17 protein-coding genes are annotated in these 17,901 nt (G+C 43.7%); 8 read left to right on the plus strand and 9 right to left on the minus strand.

The genetic code is table 11. From position 1 onward, the window contains the following. Positions 1–66: 66 nt before the first annotated feature. Entirely contained in the window at positions 67–1,470 is a 1,404-nt protein-coding gene (locus AACS00_RS03575) for a metal-dependent hydrolase family protein (protein WP_110166539.1), read from the plus strand. A 42-nt stretch (positions 1,471–1,512) separates the two neighbouring features. Here AACS00_RS03575 and wrbA read toward each other — a convergent pair whose 3' ends face one another. The 3 genes from wrbA to AACS00_RS03590 form a co-directional block, all read right to left on the minus strand. Continuing rightward, the gene (wrbA, locus tag AACS00_RS03580; protein WP_110166540.1) at positions 1,513–2,094 is read right to left on the minus strand and encodes an NAD(P)H:quinone oxidoreductase; all 582 of its coding nucleotides are present in this window, start codon (positions 2,092–2,094) and stop codon (positions 1,513–1,515) included. Continuing rightward, on the minus strand, positions 2,091–2,441 hold the full coding sequence (gene arsC / locus AACS00_RS03585) for an arsenate reductase (glutaredoxin) (protein WP_110166541.1): 351 nt from the start codon (positions 2,439–2,441) through the stop codon (positions 2,091–2,093). Before arsC ends, wrbA begins: the two co-directional genes overlap by 4 nt. 165 nt (positions 2,442–2,606) lie before the next feature. Continuing rightward, entirely contained in the window at positions 2,607–4,073 is a 1,467-nt protein-coding gene (locus tag AACS00_RS03590) for a beta-barrel assembly-enhancing protease (protein WP_072669935.1), read from the minus strand. A gap of 446 nt (positions 4,074–4,519) precedes the next feature. On the opposite strand from AACS00_RS03590, the gene AACS00_RS03595 reads away from it, so the two are divergent. Together AACS00_RS03595 and AACS00_RS03600 are read left to right on the plus strand one after the other, a co-directional pair. Continuing rightward, complete coding sequence (locus tag AACS00_RS03595) at positions 4,520–5,593, plus strand: AI-2E family transporter (RefSeq protein ID WP_110166543.1); 1,074 nt, start codon at positions 4,520–4,522, stop codon at positions 5,591–5,593. Positions 5,594–5,834: 241 nt separating this feature from the next. Further along, entirely contained in the window at positions 5,835–7,706 is a 1,872-nt protein-coding gene (locus AACS00_RS03600; protein ID WP_110166544.1) for a methyl-accepting chemotaxis protein, read from the plus strand. Between the two features lie 94 nt (positions 7,707–7,800). Here the strand turns inward: AACS00_RS03600 and bcp are convergent, their stop codons facing one another. Beyond that, on the minus strand, positions 7,801–8,268 hold the full coding sequence (gene bcp, locus AACS00_RS03605; RefSeq protein WP_110166545.1) for a thioredoxin-dependent thiol peroxidase: 468 nt from the start codon (positions 8,266–8,268) through the stop codon (positions 7,801–7,803). Positions 8,269–8,284: 16 nt separating this feature from the next. Next, positions 8,285–8,827 (minus strand): glycine cleavage system protein R, encoded by a 543-nt coding sequence (locus tag AACS00_RS03610; RefSeq protein WP_110166546.1) that lies wholly within the window; start codon positions 8,825–8,827, stop codon positions 8,285–8,287. 528 nt (positions 8,828–9,355) lie between these two features. Between AACS00_RS03610 and dapA the strand changes: the two genes are divergently transcribed. Next, positions 9,356–10,234 carry a 4-hydroxy-tetrahydrodipicolinate synthase gene (dapA, locus tag AACS00_RS03615; RefSeq protein ID WP_072669929.1) on the plus strand — a complete coding sequence of 293 codons (879 nt, stop codon included), beginning with the start codon at positions 9,356–9,358 and terminating at the stop codon, positions 10,232–10,234. Between the two features lie 42 nt (positions 10,235–10,276). After that, complete coding sequence (bamC, locus tag AACS00_RS03620) at positions 10,277–11,293, plus strand: outer membrane protein assembly factor BamC (protein WP_072669928.1); 1,017 nt, start codon at positions 10,277–10,279, stop codon at positions 11,291–11,293. Positions 11,294–11,337: 44 nt separating this feature from the next. Here bamC and AACS00_RS03625 read toward each other — a convergent pair whose 3' ends face one another. The 4 genes from AACS00_RS03625 to AACS00_RS03640 are packed head-to-tail and all read right to left on the minus strand — an operon-like array spanning position 11,338 to position 13,773. Then, the gene (locus AACS00_RS03625; RefSeq protein ID WP_072669927.1) at positions 11,338–11,589 is read right to left on the minus strand and encodes a DUF2897 family protein; all 252 of its coding nucleotides are present in this window, start codon (positions 11,587–11,589) and stop codon (positions 11,338–11,340) included. 11 nt (positions 11,590–11,600) lie between these two features. Further along, positions 11,601–12,272 carry a M15 family metallopeptidase gene (locus AACS00_RS03630; RefSeq protein ID WP_181397477.1) on the minus strand — a complete coding sequence of 224 codons (672 nt, stop codon included), beginning with the start codon at positions 12,270–12,272 and terminating at the stop codon, positions 11,601–11,603. Further along, positions 12,272–13,408, minus strand: coding sequence for a succinyl-diaminopimelate desuccinylase (gene dapE / locus AACS00_RS03635; protein WP_110166547.1), 1,137 nt, complete (start codon positions 13,406–13,408; stop codon positions 12,272–12,274). Before dapE ends, AACS00_RS03630 begins: the two co-directional genes overlap by 1 nt. Before the next feature lie 2 nt (positions 13,409–13,410). After that, positions 13,411–13,773 carry an ArsC family reductase gene (locus AACS00_RS03640; protein ID WP_072669924.1) on the minus strand — a complete coding sequence of 121 codons (363 nt, stop codon included), beginning with the start codon at positions 13,771–13,773 and terminating at the stop codon, positions 13,411–13,413. A gap of 275 nt (positions 13,774–14,048) precedes the next feature. Between AACS00_RS03640 and AACS00_RS03645 the strand changes: the two genes are divergently transcribed. The 3 genes from AACS00_RS03645 to AACS00_RS03655 all read left to right on the plus strand — a co-directional run bounded on the left by AACS00_RS03645 (position 14,049) and on the right by AACS00_RS03655 (position 17,888). Next, on the plus strand, positions 14,049–14,336 hold the full coding sequence (locus AACS00_RS03645) for a winged helix-turn-helix domain-containing protein (RefSeq protein WP_072669923.1): 288 nt from the start codon (positions 14,049–14,051) through the stop codon (positions 14,334–14,336). A gap of 434 nt (positions 14,337–14,770) precedes the next feature. Continuing rightward, positions 14,771–15,304 carry a fimbrial protein gene (locus AACS00_RS03650; RefSeq protein WP_110166548.1) on the plus strand — a complete coding sequence of 178 codons (534 nt, stop codon included), beginning with the start codon at positions 14,771–14,773 and terminating at the stop codon, positions 15,302–15,304. An 82-nt stretch (positions 15,305–15,386) separates the two neighbouring features. After that, positions 15,387–17,888 carry a fimbria/pilus outer membrane usher protein gene (locus tag AACS00_RS03655; protein WP_258306832.1) on the plus strand — a complete coding sequence of 834 codons (2,502 nt, stop codon included), beginning with the start codon at positions 15,387–15,389 and terminating at the stop codon, positions 17,886–17,888. Positions 17,889–17,901 lie beyond the last annotated feature (13 nt).

The raw sequence follows: 17,901 nt of genomic DNA on the forward strand, positions 1-17,901 counted from the left end.
AAATAACGACGATTGACGTTATTTGATAAGAGCTATTAAATAAAAAATATTAATAGAGGAGTGGTTATGAGTGAAACAACCAGTCACTGCCAATGTGGTAGTCAAGGAATAGAGACCATTCATCAACGTTTAGCACTCACTCCTCAAGCATCCCATGTGGTGTATGAGCAGCTATCAGCAGCGCTGACACCGAGTCCATCGGTCGAGCATAGGAACCGATACTGGCTAACAAATGCGCAATTATTTGATGGCGAAACCCTGACGATTAAAGCAAATGCTAGTGTATTGATCGACAGTGGCAAAATTATCACGGTTCTTATTGACCAACCATTGCCACTTACCCAAGACAGCGTGATTGATTGTCAAGGCTATACATTAATGCCCGGTTTGATTGACGCTCATTGGCACTCAATGTTGTGTGCCATTACTAAGTCTCAAGCGATGATGGAAGAGATTAGCTATCTTCATCTCCTTGCCGTGAAAGAAGCGAACAATACTTTAATGCGTGGTTTTACGACCGTGAGAGATGCTGGAGGCCCGAGTTTTTCGCTTAAGAAAGCCATTGATAACCACTTGTTTGATGGTCCAAGAATTTATCCTTCTGGAGCAATGATTTCGCAAACATCGGGCCATGCGGATTTTAGAACTTCCGCCGACTTATTTAATTGCAATACACTCAGTAGTATTGAACGCGCTGGTATTTCTTCAATCGCCGATGGCCATGACGCGGTACTCAAGGCTGTTCGTGAACAATTGATGCAAGGTGCGGCGCAAATTAAGATAATGGCTGGAGGAGGAGTTGCTTCTCCTCATGATCATTTGTTTACCAATCAATATACTGCACATGAAATCAAAGCGGCGGTTGCGGCGGCCAGTGACTGGGGCACTTATGTGATGGTTCATGCTTACACCAGTGAGAGTATTCAACGAGCGATCGAATGCGGGGTAAAGTGTATTGAGCATGGTCAGTTATGTGATGAAAAAACGGCCCAGCTGATGGCTAAGCAGGGGATTTGGTGGAGTTTGCAGCCTTTCCTTGCTGATGAAGATTCTAACGTCTATCAAGATGAAGCAAATATTAAAAAGCAGAAATTAGTGGCTGAAGGGACGATAAGAGCTTACGAGCTGGCGAAAAAATATCAGATCAATACTGCTTGGGGCACTGATATCTTATTTACACCAAGCAATCTCAGTAAGCAGGGCAAGATGTTGTCTAAGCTGACACGTTTTTTCACGCCATTAGAAGTCTTAGCGATGGCGACTGGTAAAAATGGGCAGCTGCTAAAATTATCCGGTCACTGTGATCCTTATCCCGGCGCATTAGGCGTGATAAAAGAACAAGCATTGGCTGATATACTTTTAGTCGCGGGAGATCTAAATCATGATATTAGCTTTTTAGAGGATCCTGAGCACAAAATGACGATGATTATCCAAGCTGGAAAAATAAAAAAATCCCTTCTACCGATTTAATGTTAGTCCCAACTTCTCATTGGTTTGGACTAACATTCTCGATTAATGGTTATTGCTATTATTTAAGGTAACGGCAAGTTGAGCTAGGCGCTGACCAAGACGTTGTGCTAATTCACTTTCATCATGACTTAAAGTGGTATTTACAGAGTCTGCCACATGACTGGCTCCGTAGGGAGTACCTCCCGTTCGGGTTGTATGTAACTTAGGCTCTGAATAAGGAATCCCCATGATCAACATGCCATGATGCAGTAAAGGCAGCATCATGGTCTGTTGGGTCGTCTCTTGTCCACCGTGTAACGTTGCTGAGCTAGTAAATACGCAGGCAGGTTTATCAATTAACGAGCCTTTAACCCATAGTGGAGTCGTTTGATCCCAAAAATGTTTTAATGGCGCGGCCATATTTCCGAACCAAACGGGGCTGCCAACGGCTAAGCCATGACACTGCTCTAACTCATCTAGGGTTAAGTACGGCTCGCTCGCGTTTCCTTGCGTAGGTTCCAGCTCAGGAACGGTACGCAAAATCGCCTCACATCCAGAGACTGACTCAATGCCTCGGGCAATGTGCCGAGCCAAGCTTTGAGTACTGCCGTGACGGCTGTAGTACAAAACGATCAGACGGGTCATAAGATGTCCAGTACCTGTTCTGGTGGGCGGCCGAGACGGGCTTGTTGATTTACCACAACAATCGGACGTTCGATCAGAGAGGGGTGTTCTGCCATGGCTGAAAATAACGCCTCGTCCGAGAGGGAAGGATCGTCTAAATTCAGGGTTTTGTACAAGGCTTCTTTACAACGCATCATGTCGCGAACCTGACTATGGGGTAACTTTGCATAAATGGCTTTGAGTTGTTCAATCGTCAGTGGAGTTTGTAAATAATGAATAATATTAGGTTGTAGGTTACGCGCTTCTAATAAAGCTAACGTTTCTCGGCTTTTAGAGCAGCGTGGATTATGATAAATGGTAACGGACATCCTTTCTCCTTAATAAAGATGGTTTATTATTTAAGTGGTTCATTGTTCCGCGAATTGACGAGGCTGCGTCGTTTTCCCCTGTCGATATTATTAGGGGTTCACTCGTTTGCTGACCATCGACCACTTCGAGTCATTGTTGGCTAACAATGACTTGAGTCGCTAAATTTATCGTAGCGCTAAAAATCGATCTCTTTGTACCATGAGCTGATCGAGTCGTGCATCATAGCGAGCTTGTTGCAAACTTCCTAAAGGAGCAAGCTGACTGGCTTGGGTATAAAATTGAATCGCTTTATTCCAGTTCGCACCTAAAGCAAAAATTTCGGCTCGGGCTGCTAAATCTTCCGCACTATTACCACTTCGACTGTTGGCCTCTGCTAATAAATGCCATCCATTGACATCATTTGGGCGATCATGTGTGTAGCGCTGTAGCATTCGGATAGCTTCTGGAAACTGGTCATTTTTGATTAAGGCATTGGCGTAGTTTATCACCAACACCGGATTATTGGGTTTGCGTTGCAATGCTTGAGCCAGCATGGATTGTGCTTCTGTTGCACGTTCAGTATCAATCAGAAGATCACTCATCGCATCGAGGTAAAAATTATTGTCAGGATGGCTTTGTAGCAACGTTTTTAAGCGGCTTTCTGCTTCGTCGTATTGTTTAGTATCAAGATAAACGAGTGCTTTACCATAATCAAAAGCGGCAGCCATACTCGGGTCCGCTTTTCTTTGGTTACGTTTAAACCAATCTAATGCGGCTTCACTGTTGATTCCGGCGTAACGAGCGACAACTCGCGAGCGTGTTAAATGATAATTCAGAGAAGGGGCAACATTCACACTAGGAAACTGCTGTGCTCGAGCTCGGCTATCCGTAATACGATCTTCGGGTAGAGGGTGAGTCAGTAGCATCGGTGGTGGTGTACTGGCGTAACGATATTCGTCAGCAAGACGACCAAAAAAGCGTGGCATGGCATGCACATCAAACCCAGCTTTAGCTAAAGTCGCAATCCCAAAGCGATCCGCTTCTTTTTCATTACTGCGAGTGTAATTAATTTGGCTTTGCATACTACCCGCTGTCGTTGCGGTGATAGCGGCAATTCCTGCTTGAGGCGCGGCGATGGCTAACAGTAGTGAGCCAGCTAAGGCGGCAATCGTTGCTGGAGAGCGACGAGCTTGTTCCTCCATACTGCGTGCTAAATGGCGCTGAGTGACGTGAGCAATTTCATGCGCCATGACAGATGCGAGTTCACTTTCTGATTGAGCGTGTAGCAGTAGGCCAGAATGCAATGCAATATAACCACCGAAAAACGCAAAAGCGTTAATGTTACGATCGCGGATCATGAAGAAGGTAAATGGTGTTTTGACATCGTCGGAGCTAGCAACTAAGCGATAACCCAAGGTTTCGATATACTCATTAATGACAGGATCATTGATGATAGGACGGCTATTACGTAACATGCGCATATACGCATCGCCATAGATAAGCTCTTGATCAATTGTTAATGTTGAGCCCGCTACGGTACCAATATCGGGCAGCTCTATGCTATCACTCCCAAAACGGTTCGCATACGCACCGGAAAGAGGACTTAAGGTTGCCGCAAGGCAGAGGTAAACAAGAGAACGTTTTATTTTCATGGTGATAGGGAATGCTCCAAGCTTATCTTTCTCTAAGACACTGCACGATGTAATTGGTTTCCTACGCCGGAGAAAGTCATCTCGTTTACTGACGGCGGCAGTGGTATTATTGGTGTTTGCTTTATACACTGTGTTGCCACTTCTCCTCGCGTTTAATAACGAGGAACCATCTGATCCATCCATCGGTGGTTTGAGTCTATATTAAGGATTGAGCTCTAAAATGGAACCCAAGATTGTTGATTTGCCTAAGTCGTACTGCCTAATGACATTATTACTTGCAAAGCGTCACATCTTAGCGCTTGATGATAGACAAAATCTCACTATTCTGATTGGCAGGCAGAGTAATGTTGGTGTTCAAGGTTATCTCAACACGTTGCCTGTGCACTCTGTTAATTTGCCAAATCATGGCTATTTTTCGTGTTCTATTATTAAGGAGAGCCCGCTCGATGTTTGAAATGCTCAATCGTTGGTATCAAAGACGATTCTCCGATCCTCATGCGGTTAGTTTGGTCGCTATCTTATTTTTTGGTTTTGTTATTATCTATTTTTTTGGTCACTTGATCGCCCCATTATTGGTTGCGATTGTCTTGGCCTATCTGCTTGAGTGGCCTGTCACGCAATTATGCCGTTTAGGGATCCCGAGAACCTTATCAGTTTTGGTTATTGTATCGTTGTTTCTCGGGCTCATGTTAGTGGCGTTATTTGGTATTGTTCCAACCATTTGGCAGCAAGTAATTAATTTAATTAATGATATCCCTAATATGTATAACGGTTTGCAAAACTTTATTGCCAGTTTACCGGATCGCTATCCAGAGTTGGCCAATTTACAAATCGTTGAATCGTTAGTGAACAATGCTAAAAATAAAGCATTGAGTATGGGAGAGTCGGTCGTTAAAGGCTCATTAGCTTCGTTGGTTAGTTTAGCAACGTTGGCGGTATATTTGATTCTCGTGCCGATGTTGGTGTTTTTTTTACTGAAAGATAAACAAGAAATGATGTCGATCGCGAGTGGCGTCTTGCCTCGAAATCGACGTTTAGCGACCAAGGTATGGTTAGAAATGAATCAACAAATTTCTAATTATATTCGCGGTAAAGTGTTGGAAATTTTAATCGTTGGTGGCGTGAGCTATGTGACGTTTGCGATTTTAGATTTACGTTACTCTGCGCTACTCGCTGTAGCGGTAGGTTTTTCGGTTCTGATCCCCTACATTGGGGCGGCAGCGGTGACAATTCCGGTGGCGATTGTTGGTTTGTTCCAATGGGGATTAACGCCTCAATACTATACCTTATTGGTGGCATACTTCATTATTCAAATTTTGGATGGTAATGTACTGGTGCCTATTTTATTTTCTGAAGCGGTCAATTTGCATCCAGTTGCCATCATCATCGCAGTGTTAGTTTTTGGCGGATTATGGGGATTCTGGGGCGTCTTTTTCGCCATTCCTCTGGCCACATTAGTGAAAGCCGTGTGGCATGCTTTACCCAGTAATGATGACGACATGGCCTCTGTCGATGGTTAAATGACGGTGTGTTTTTTGCCTCATCATTGAATTGTTAAGCCTCATTATTATAAATGAGGCTTTTTGTTTAAAGATAATTAAGCGATGTTTATGTCGTCGTTGCGGAAAAAGAGTTAACTTTTGCTTACACTCTTAATATCCTCGTTTAAGTTTTGATTGAACTTGGCGATACAGTGATTAAGGCCAACTTCGCCCACATAAAAAATAAAAAGAACATCAGGAAGATTAGTAGAGGGAAATTATGAAATTTAGTCAAAAAATTGTGGCAGCTTCATCTGCACTACTGTTGGTCATTGTCGTTTCATTGTCTGTGCAACAGTTGACGACGGTTCGCTCAGAGGTGCAAGCTTTGGTGCACAGCAGCTTAAAAGAAATGGTCGCTGGAGTAAAAAATACCATTAGCTTGGATATGGGGAGCAAGAAAGGGATGGCTCAAACCATCACCGAAACTTTAGAACTTGATCCTTTAAACCGTCAATATGTCAGTAATGTGCTAGAAAAACCGGCGCTGAAAGGCAGCTTTTTATCCATCGGTTTGGGTTATGAATCAGATGGTTCCATGGTCGAGAATGACGACGGTTGGGATCCGGGTAGTGATTACGACCCAAGACGTCGCCCATGGTATATCGGCGCTAAAGCTCAGAACTCACTCGTCGTTACCGCGCCTTATGCTGACGCGTCGACCAATACGATCATCATTTCTATCGGCACGCCAGTACGTCATGCTGGACGCTTTATCGGCGCAATGTTTTATGATTTAGAGCTGACTCAATTAGCAGAAATGGTTAATCGAATTAACCTATTTGATGCGGGCTACATGTTTATTGTGACTGCCGATGGCTCAACCATTGCGCACCCTGAAACGCAATATAACGGTCAGAAGTTGACGACCTATTTACCCGATGTTCAATTAAAAGAGGGCATACAGCACGTTGATATTAATGGCCAGTCACACCTAGTCTATTTCAGTCGTGTCGCCAGTGAAAATTGGTATGTGGGAGCAGTGGTTGATGAGTCGCTAGCATTTGTTGCACTGACTAAACTACGTAATAGTTCGATTATTTATACTTTGATTGGTGTGATTGTCAGTATCATTGGCCTGACCTTATTGATCAAGGTATTGATGCGTCCACTGAGCGTGCTGAATCAAGCGATCAAAGATGTTGCTTCGGGACAAGGTGATTTAACTCAACGTCTAGATACCAATACCGATCAAGAGTTTGCTGAGCTTGCTCGCGGCTTTAATACCTTCACTGAGACATTACAAACGCAAATCAAGCAATCGAAAGCGATTGGTGAGGAGATCATGCGTGGGGCTGAGCTGACGATCATGAGTGTTGAAGGTTCATCTTCAGCGATGCGCTCTCAGTTGCAAGAGCTTGAGCAATTAGCGACGGCGATGCATGAAATGTCGGTGACCGCGACGGAAGTCGCCAATAATGCTCAAGGGGCCGCCTCTGCCGCAAAAGAAGCCGATGAAGCAACCATTGAAGGTTCGCAAGTTGTGAGTGTAACGACGCAATCGATCGATAAGTTATCCGCGCACATTGAAATGGCTGTTAAAGAAGTTCAAGGTTTGGAGTCGGCAACGGCTAATATTGAAACGATTTTAAAAGTCATTAACGATATCGCCGATCAAACTAACCTATTAGCACTCAATGCGGCGATTGAAGCAGCGCGTGCGGGTGAATCGGGGCGTGGTTTCGCGGTTGTTGCTGATGAAGTACGTACGTTAGCGCAACGAACTCAGCAATCAACGACGGAAATTCGCGGTATGATTGAGCAACTACAGATTGGCTCTAGCTCGGTATCGAAAGCGATGAAAGAGAGTAAAGATACGGCGGTAGATGCGGTTGCCAAAGCGCAGTTAGCCGATGGTGCATTACAGCGTATCCGCCATGCCATTCAGCAAATCAGTGATATGAACTTACAGATTGCTTCTGCGGCGGAACAACAGAGCTTAGTAGCGGAAGAAATTAACAGCAATACGGTGAAGATAAAAGATTTATCAACCCAAGTTTCTGACTCGGCTGAAGAGGCCAATATTGCCATGCAGGTTCAAGCTGAGAACGTGCGTGAGCAAGACGCCATTTTAGGTAAATTTATTGTTTGAGCGTACTGATTGATAATTAATCAGTCGTGACTAAAAAACCGCTCTGTTGATAATAGAGCGGTTTTTACTGAGCGAAGGGAATGCCTCTGCGACGTTATGCTTGATTTAAATAGTTAAGAACGACCTGATGATGATCTTTGGTTTTAAATTTATCAAACACATGAGCAACTTTGCCTTGTTCATCAATTAAAAAACTGATCCGATGCAGTCCATCGTAAGTTTTACCCATAAACTTTTTCTCTCCCCAAACGCCAAATTGATCCGCCAACTGATGATCTTCATCGGACAATAATGTGAAGTTAAGCTTATCGCGCTCAATAAACTTACCTAACCGAGCTACGGGATCAATGCTTACGCCGAGTACCACGACATTGTGCGCTGCAAGTTCTGCTTGAATGTCACGTAAGCCTTGAGCTTGTACAGTACAGCCCGGTGTCATGGCTTTCGGATAAAAATACAGCAGTACTTTTTTCCCTGCAAAATCTGCCAGTGAGATTGGCTTGCCGTGTTGATCCAGTCGAGTCAGCGTCGGTACTGTTGAACCTACGTGTAGAGGAGTCATGGTGATTATTTTCCTTTTATTGACTGTTTTTTATGAAATTGAGTGAGCCTCGCACATCCAGCTGTTGGCAGAGTGCGGCAAACTCTTCTTGTAATTGCATAAGATTATAGTCGGCATTGACTTGAGCTGTAATCGCAATATGAAATTGATCATGCTCGGTACTGAGTTTTGATTTGTGAATGGTTTGTGCGCTCAGTGAAGCCATACCAATGTATCGCTCGGCAAAGAAATGGGTAAATTTTTCAGTTAAGCCAAGTTTATCGTCAGATTCGACATACACTTCAACACTATAAGCATAATGTGGCTGATGATGCGGAGAAGTTCGTTTCATCATCGTGATCAGATCTTGTTGTTGTCCGAGTAACGGCAGTGTGCTTTCGACGCGAGTAATGCTGTTTGTATTACCAGAAACCAGCATTATTAAGGTAAATTCATTACCAAATAAAGCAATACGACTATCAATAATGTTACAACCAGCTTGAGTAACCAATTGAACGACTTGGTTACAAACGCCCGCACGGTCAGAGCCTATAGCGGTTATCACGAGATGTTGAATCATAAGGCCACTTAAGTTGAATGTTTTCATTGATGTTAACACAGTTAATAAGCGATATGAAAATCGTACATCTGGTGAATGGTCATGAGTCAATAATTGTTAATCACCTTCTTGCTGGAAGTTGACAATCCGTTGTACAAAACAAGTGTATAACCGACTAGCTTGATGTTGTGAGGCTAGCTACGTTTGTCTAGTCACTCAGCTTGTTTATCGATGCGCATGGCATGCATTCATTTATTTATCGCTGACTTGCAACGCCAAGTCATTTAGGTATATAACCAAACGAAAGAGCCATGCATACTCTCTTTTGCAATCATAACGAGAGTAATAACGTTGGTTTATCTGAACTAACGTTGTATTAATAGATTCTTGGGGGCCCACTGAGTGACTTCGACACGACTAGGTTCAGTGGCGCTGCTATAAGATTTGATAAATATTCACGGTTAGGTGTCATTTAAGCAGATCTCCCCCCTTGTGTTTTTTAAGTGCCATGCAGTACCATGCAAAAGTTATCAATTTAGGGAGATAGACATGTTTTCAGGAAGTATCGTTGCGTTAATTACGCCTTTCGACCATGACGGTGAAGTAGACTACGTTAGTTTACAAAAACTTGTCGATTATCATGTCGCCGCAGGGACTGACGCCATTGTTTCTGTCGGTACGACAGGCGAGTCATCGACCCTTTCGGTAGAAGAACATGTCAAAGTTGTGGCGAAAACGGTCGAGTTTTCCGCTGGGCGTATTCCCGTTATTGCTGGAACGGGAGCGAATGCGACGCATGAGTCGGTAACGTTTAGTCGTTTACTGAATAATACCGGAATTGCAGGTTATTTGAGTGTGACTCCTTATTATAATAAACCGACGCAAGAGGGATTGTTTCAGCACTATCAAGCGATCAGCCAAGAAACGGATATTCCGGTGATTCTTTATAATGTTCCGAGCCGAACGGCTGTTGACTTAAAACCAGAAACCGTTGCTCGTTTAGCGGAACTAAAAAATATTGTTGCACTCAAAGACGCAACGGGTGATTTAAGTCGTATTGCGTTACATCGTGAGCTTTGCGGTGACCAGTTTGTTTTGCTAAGTGGCGATGACGCTACTGGGCTTGAGTTTGTTAAACTGGGGGGAAGAGGCGTTATCTCGGTTACTAATAATATTGCGGCCGCAGATATGGCTAAAATGATGTCACTTGCGCTTTCTGGCCAGTTTGCAGAAGCGGAAATCATTAATCAACGTTTAATGCCTCTCCATAAGGGGCTGTTTGTTGAGTCTAGCCCTATTCCAGTGAAATGGGCGGCTCATCGATTGGGTTTAATTGCACACGGTCATTTACGTTTACCTTTAACTGAGCTTTCAGAATCCGCTCGCCCGTTTGTTGCCCAAGCTATGACAGAAGCTTGTATTCTATAACGTTTTACGGCTGAGACTCTTCTCAGCAACTTAGGAGTTTCAATGAAGTTATCCCACCAGCTGGTTGTTGGTTCGCTGGCTGTATTGGTGTTGAGTGCTTGTTCAAGTAGTCCGGCACAGCGGCGTCAAGCAAAAAATGATTTTGCTTACTTAGAGACTAAACCATTAACGTCTTGGGTCTTACCTGAAGGCGCGGTACCTCAGTTTTATCCTAACTATACGATTCCTGAAGGACAATTCCCTGGGAAAATCGGCCGAAAAGTGGATATTCGTCCACCTCAACAAATTCTTGAGTTAATTCCTGGCGCCCGTGCGGAGCGCCAAAATGGTGAAGTAACCTTGTGGATGATTCGTCAAGATGAAGCCGATAGAGTATGGCAAACGGCATTAACCATGATGGAAGAGCGAGGGATTGGCGCGGTAGAGCAGAGCGATAATCGTGTCGAAACCAGTTGGATTAATTGGGTCTCTGAAGATGAGGATACCACGCTTGGTAGCCGCTATGAGTTAACCCGTGTCGAAGCTAACAACCGTTTTGGTTTTAAAATATCCCTGATAGATTGGCGGGAAGATGGTAAACCAATGCCGGTAACCGCCAGTAATAAAGAGCGTTATAACGCTTTTATGACCAATTTAGTTACTAGCCGTTATGATCAGCAAGTGCGGGAAGAAGCGACGCGTCGAGCGCAAGAGTTAGTCAAGCAGATACCCATCACGATGGGCTCCGACCGTAGTGGTTTGCCGGTGATCATTGCTCGTACACCTTATGATGTGTTATGGCAGCGTATACCGACTTTATTACCTGAGATGGGCTTTACTATTGAAGAGCGTAATCAGTCTCAGGGAACTATTAAAGCGCGTTACGCCTCTCCTGATGATCAATTTTGGCATCATATTGGTGTCAAGCCCATGAATCTAAGGGCGGGCACTTATACTTTCTTGTTTGGTGATTTAGGTAATCGAACGTCAGTCAACGTAACCAACTCGGCAGGTAAACCTGTTGAAGAAGAGTTATTGAAAGAAATGGCTCCAGTTCTGGCTGCGATTGCAGAGAAATAGTTTAATACTAAGTTAAGTCATTACTACGACGAGGGATACTAATGTTAAGTATCCCTCTCTTTTTTAGCTTGTTCTGTTTTTTCTATTTCCTGCTCTGATGGTGTCGGTTCTGAGGAATCAAGTTCGGCAGTGATTGATTGCAGTTTTTTGTCTAGCTCGCTGAGCTTTTCAAAATCTTTTTTTTTGCTCATGGGTTGGAATTTGATTTTGGATAGGTATTTGAGTGCCGCTAAATTACCAATAATCAGGCTCATCGCAGCAATTGAAATCACCCATGGGTTGAATAAAAAGTCCATATCCGTCCTGCCTATGCAATATTGATGATGTACTGATTGTAGATCGTCTCTAGGTTTTGTAATACGGTTTGTTTGCCTAATAGGTCTTCAACTGCTAATTGTTCGGCGAGTACGTCAAGGGTTAATTGTGTTAAGCACCTTTCAGCAGTCAGTCGATGGCTGATATGCCAAGGCTCAAAAGCGACTCCGATACTATTTTGTTGGTAAGGGAAAAAAAATCCAAACGGTTTAATATGCTCTTTTAACCATTGATAGAATGGGCGTTGATGGGCTTGTAAATATTCCCAAGGCTCTAACTGCAATGACTCTCCGGCGGGTAATCCATGGCGATCAAAAACATCAAAATCAGTCCCCCAGTGATGGCGACTTGCGCCAGGTAACGCAGACCAGCGTAAAATAGCCCACACTCGTTGTTCTTCTGAGTAAAGAGAAGTGTCAATAGGTTGGCTATTATCATCTAAGATAGCGAGCTCACCATTCATTTTGCGATTCCATATACTTTGCTGACGCGCAAAAGATCGAAAACCGCTGGCGATATTAAAATTAAACCCAGCTGAGTCGGCCGCTTGTTTTAAAGCCAGCAAATCTTGGCTGACTTGGGGATGAATCCAAAAGTTTTTTTGGCCGACGAGCACCGCATTGAGGTGGTCGTCGGTTTTCCCCGTTAATTGTTTAGGTGACATCATTGGCCGAAAAGGTGCTCCAGCACGTTTTGATACATGTCCGTGAGTTTCTCTAAATCTGCGATGCTGACACATTCATTGACTTTATGAATAGTGGCATTGACAGGTCCTAACTCGACGACTTGTGCGCCCATCTTGGCAATAAAGCGGCCATCAGAAGTGCCTCCAGTGGTTAATAACTGGGGCTGTTGATGATTGACCTCTTGGACGGCATAAACCACCGCATCGAGTAGCGAGCCAGCATCAGTCAGAAAAGGATCACCACTCAATGTCCATTTTAGCTCATAGTCTAAACCATGCGCGTCTAATACCGAGTGCACACGACGTTTGATCTCTTGCTCGGTCAATTCGGTACTAAATCGGAAATTGAATTGCACACTAAATTCACCAGGTATTACATTTGACGCGCCGGTCCCTGCTTGTAAGTTCGGGATTTGGAAGCTGGTTGGCGGAAAGTAAGCATTGCCTTGATCCCACGTGGTCGCTGCGAGTTCCGCCAAAGCGGGTAGCGCTTGATGTACGGGGTTATTCGCTAAATGAGGGTAAGCAACATGGCCTTGTGTTCCTTTAATGGTTAGATCGCCAGTAATCGAACCACGACGCCCATTTTTAACAACATCGCCGACTTTTAAGGTACTAGAAGGTTCGCCGACAATGCACATATCAATCAGCTCATTGCGAGCCATTAACGCATCAACCACTTTAGTTGTCCCGTTAATAAAAGGGCCTTCTTCATCAGAGGTAATTAAAAAACCGATGGACCCCTTGTGATTAGGATGTTTCGCTAAAAAGCGTTCTACCGCCACTATCATGCACGCTAATGAGCCTTTCATATCCGCGGCACCACGACCATGCAGATAGCCATCAATGACGGTGGGGTCAAATGGCGGTGTATGCCACTGAAAAAGAGGCCCAGCAGGAACTACATCGGTGTGACCTGCAAAGACAAACAAAGGACCTTCGGTTCCTTTACGAGCCCAAAAGTTGGTCGTATCTTCGAAGACCATCGGCTCAATATTAAAGCCCAACGCGGCAAGGCGTTCAATCATCACCTGTTGGCAACCTGCATCATTTGGGGTGACGGATTCGCGACTGATCAAATCTTTTGCTAGCGCGAGTACGGGGCTATCTATCATCCTTATTGTCCTTGTGGTGATGGAAAAAGAGTGGCGTAATCATCGGTGCTAAAACCGACATAGAGTAATTTTTCGATACGTAAAATAGGGCGTTTAATCATCGCAGGTTGCTCAAGTAACAAAGGCAGAGCGGTCGTTTCATTGAGGTTCTCTTTTTGCTGTGGGCTCAATTGGCGATAAGTCGTTCCCCGTTTATTGATCACATTTTGCCAACCGAGCGCTTGAAAAAACTCATCGATTAATTCAGCAGTAATACCATCTTTTCGGTAATCATGAAATTGATATTCGACCCCCTTGGCGTCTAACCATTTTCGCGCTTTTTTGATGGTGTCGCAGTTGGGGATGCCGTAAAGAGTAATAAGCATAAGGTTCCTTTTCCTCGCTCTGGTGCCAATTTATCGTCATCATTGGCTGGTTAATCATTGGTATGACTCAGAGTTCAAATCCTAACAGGAAGCGCAAGTAGTGACAAAAAAACCTATTGATGATTTGGTTGAGTGTGCACAAATACTATGCGGATAGCACGTGGGAGATAAGAAAGTGGTTCTGTAGCGCTATCGATTGGCCTGTTATTGATCGAACGCAACATCTTAACTGACAAAACAGAAATAATGCACTCTGCACCATTTAGGAGGTATCAATGGAATTGAGTCCTGTTTTTGCAAGGCGGTTATATCTTGCTTTATTAGTTGAAAGTCTTGAACGACCAAATGTCCCTAAGTTAATTGAAAAAACCGGATGGCCACGTCGCACCATTCAGGATGTGATCAAAGCGATGCCGGGGATCGGAATTGAGCTCAGCTTTGTTCAAGATGGACGTCGTCATAATGATGGCTATTATCGGTTATCGGATTGGGGGCCGTTTGATAGTCAATGGGTCATCGAACGCCGAGCTGCTATTGCAGCAAGCCTTGGGTTTCATGCTTAAGCCAGCCTACGCTGGCTTTTTTTATCAGCTAATTATTATCGTTCAGTCTCTCAATAAGCACTATTATACCTCTTGGATTCATATACTAAGCTTAAACATATCACTTATTAACTTTTACCATTAATTTTTATATTCACCCTGTTAATCTTTATTTTGCATGGTGTTACCTCGACTTATTTGTTTTGTTTTCTATTATTCATATTTTATTTCGTTTTATTCTCCCTCTGCATTTAATTACAAGTTTCTGTTTTTAAATGGATTTTTTAGTATTTTTTGGTATTTGGTAATCCTTGGTTCGATTGTGAATAATACTTCCAGTCACTTGGGTTAGGTGTGCTTTCTTGGGTTGTGTAGATCGCCGATTAATTCGAGTGCAATAAACGTAAAGTCAATTAGTCAATTATTAGCCTTAAAAACTAAAGGGTATAAAAGAAATGAAAAAAACAATTATCGCTTCTGCAATTTTGATGATGTCTGCTTCTGTATTTGCTGCTGATGCGCCAGTTGACCATGGTCACGGTGTAATTAACTTTGTGGGTTCTATCGTTGATGCGCCGTGTTCTATTGCTCCGGAAAGTGTCGATCAGACTATCCAAATGGGTCAGATTTCCAATGTTCTATTAGAAAAAAATGGTGAGACCCCACTACGTCCTATTGAAGTACATCTTGAGTCTTGCTCTCTAGAAACAGCGAAAGCAGCCACTATGACATTCACCGGTAATGGTGACGCTGTTATGACTAAGTCCCTGGCTATCCAAGGTTCAGGTAAAGGCGCTGCTATTGCTCTAGTTAACATGCACGACAGCTCTTCAATTGAACTGGGTACAAAAACTAAGGGCATCTCACTAATTGAAGGTGAAAACATTCTGAACTTTGGTGCAAAACTTGTTGGTACTGTTAAAGAAGGCGAAAAAGCAGTCCCAGGTGAGTTTACTGCAACTGCAAACTTTATGATCAGCTACGAGTAATTTTAGTTCTAAATATTGTAGGACAATACGCGCAGGGATGCGCGTATTTATTTAATATTTAAGATTTGCATGGGGTTGGTAATTGAAACATATAAACAAAAAAACATTATCTCTGATTGTTTCATCGGTTATTTTGGGTGGAATAGAATCATCTCTTGCTGCAAATATTGAATTTAATACTGATCTACTCGATGTCAAAGATAAAGAAAGCATTGAATCTGGAGTATTTCAGCAAGCAGGATATATAGTGCCTGGTGAATACACCATGCAAATGGTAGTTAATAATATGCTGATTGGTGAACGTAAAGTACTCTTTTATGAGCAGAGCGAGAACGAATCACAAGTTTGCTTAACCGCTGACCTAGCTAATGAATTAGGCTTAAAAGCAGCCGAACTTGAACGGTTATTGACAAGCCCACCTATTTCGAAAAAAGCAGGTTCAGTTTGTTATAACCCTTCGGTACTTGAAGGGATGCTTATTAGAGGTGAATTAAATAAAGACACTCTGACATTTTCCGTACCTCAAGCTTATCGAAATTATATGAGTGACTCTTGGGAGCCACCTTCTCGCTGGGATAACGGAGTGAACGGTGCGTTGCTTGATTACGGTATTAACCTCCGTAATGACCATTCAGAATATAACAATAAAACCAGCCTGACCGGTTACGGTGTGGCTGGGATTAATGCTAACGTGTGGCGGTTACGAGCGAATTGGCAAGGTCGTTACCAACATAACGAAAATAAAAATGGTCTAGAAGATTCTCAAAGTGAGTTCGATGTACGTCGTGTCTATGCCTATAGAGCTTTACCAGAACTGCATGCAAAACTGACGTTGGGTGAACAAGATCTGGGCAATTCGATTTTTGACGGTTTCCAATTTACCGGAGCTTCATTGATCACCGATGATAAAATGCTGCCTCCGAATCTACGTGGTTATGCACCAGAAGTGGTAGGAATAGCTAAAACAAACGCCAAAGTAGTGATAAGCCAACAAGGCCGGATTATTTATGAAACGCAAGTCGCATCAGGGCCTTTTAGAATTCAAGATCTGAGCAGCTCCATCAGTGGCATGTTGGATGTGCAGGTAGAAGAGCAAGACGGTTCAGTGCAGACTTTTCAAGTTAACACTGCCACTATTCCCTATTTATCTCGCCCTGGGTCATTACGTTACAAATTCAACAGTGGCAAAGTTAGCAGTAGAGAACATGAGTTAGATGGTCCAGCCTTTGCCAGTGCTGAATTTTCTTGGGGGGTTAATAATGGCTGGTCACTACTTGGTGGCGGTTTATTTGCTAATAATTATTCAGCCGTATCTGTAGGTATAGGGCGAGATCTGCTTCAGTTTGGTGCTATTTCGTTCGATATTACTGAGTCACGTGCTCAACTTCCCGAAGGGACGAAAAGTGGCGGCTCTTATCGAGTCAACTACTCGAAAATGTTTGAACAGTATGACAGCCAAGTTGCTTTTGCAGGATATCGCTTCTCTGAGCGGGATTTTATGACCATGAATGATTTTATGGTCGCTAAAAAGATTGGTGAGCCATACCGTGGCGGCTCGAAAGAGATGTACAGCGTGGTATTGAGTAAACAGTTTAGAGATGCAAAGTTGGGAGCTTACGTTGACTATACACATCAGTCCTATTGGTCGCAGACTGATAGTGATCGAATTAGTCTTTCGCTCTCTCACTCCTTCGATGTGATGGACTGGCGAAATCTGAGTACCTCAGTGAGCGCTTATCATCTTGAGCAAAATGATCGCACTGATGATGGGCTTTATTTTACGCTGTCGGTACCTTTGGGAAATAATAAACACGTTAGTTACAGCGCTTCAACCATGGGCGGAAAAACCACCAATAGCATGAGTTTCTATAATCGAGTTGATGAACGCAACAGCTATTCAGTGACTGCCTCAACGTCACCGGCTGGTGAAAGTGCGAGCGGTTTCTATACTTATACTGGTGATAAAGCCAATATTATGGCTAACCTTAGCCATCAAACCGGCGGATCAACCGCAGTGGGTGTATCACTGAATGGTGGAATAACCGCTACAGGGCAAGGCGTAGCCGTGCACCGTGTGGGTATGATGGGCGGCAGCCGCATTATGGTCGACACAGATGGTACTAAGGATGTACCTGTGCATGCCGGTGGGCTGCCAACTTATACTGATAAATACGGTAAGGCAGTGGTGGCCGATGTTGCTAGCTACTATCGTCAACGTACCAGTATTGATGTCAATAAGTTAGGCGAAAATGCCGAGCCAATCGGCACACCAATATCCATGGGAACCTTAACGGAAGGGGCTATCGGTTATCGCCATTTCGATATGCTTTCGGGCAGTAAGTTGATGCTTGAACTGGTTAAATCGGACGGTAAATCGGTACCTTTTGCTACAGAGGTATTCAATGAAAAAGGTCAGGCCTTGGGGATGGTCGGTGAGGATGGCCTGGCTTACTTGGCTGGCCTACATGGTGGCGATGTCGTCGAAGCACGTTGGGGGAGAGAGCAACATTGTCACATACAGCTACCTTCACCATTACCTGCGTTAGACACAATGGTCAAACTCACCTGTACTAATGACCGATAGTTTATTATTAGAT

Source organism: Vibrio sp. 11986-1-5, from assembly GCF_963878025.1.
Lineage (GTDB): Bacteria > Pseudomonadota > Gammaproteobacteria > Enterobacterales > Vibrionaceae > Vibrio > Vibrio injensis.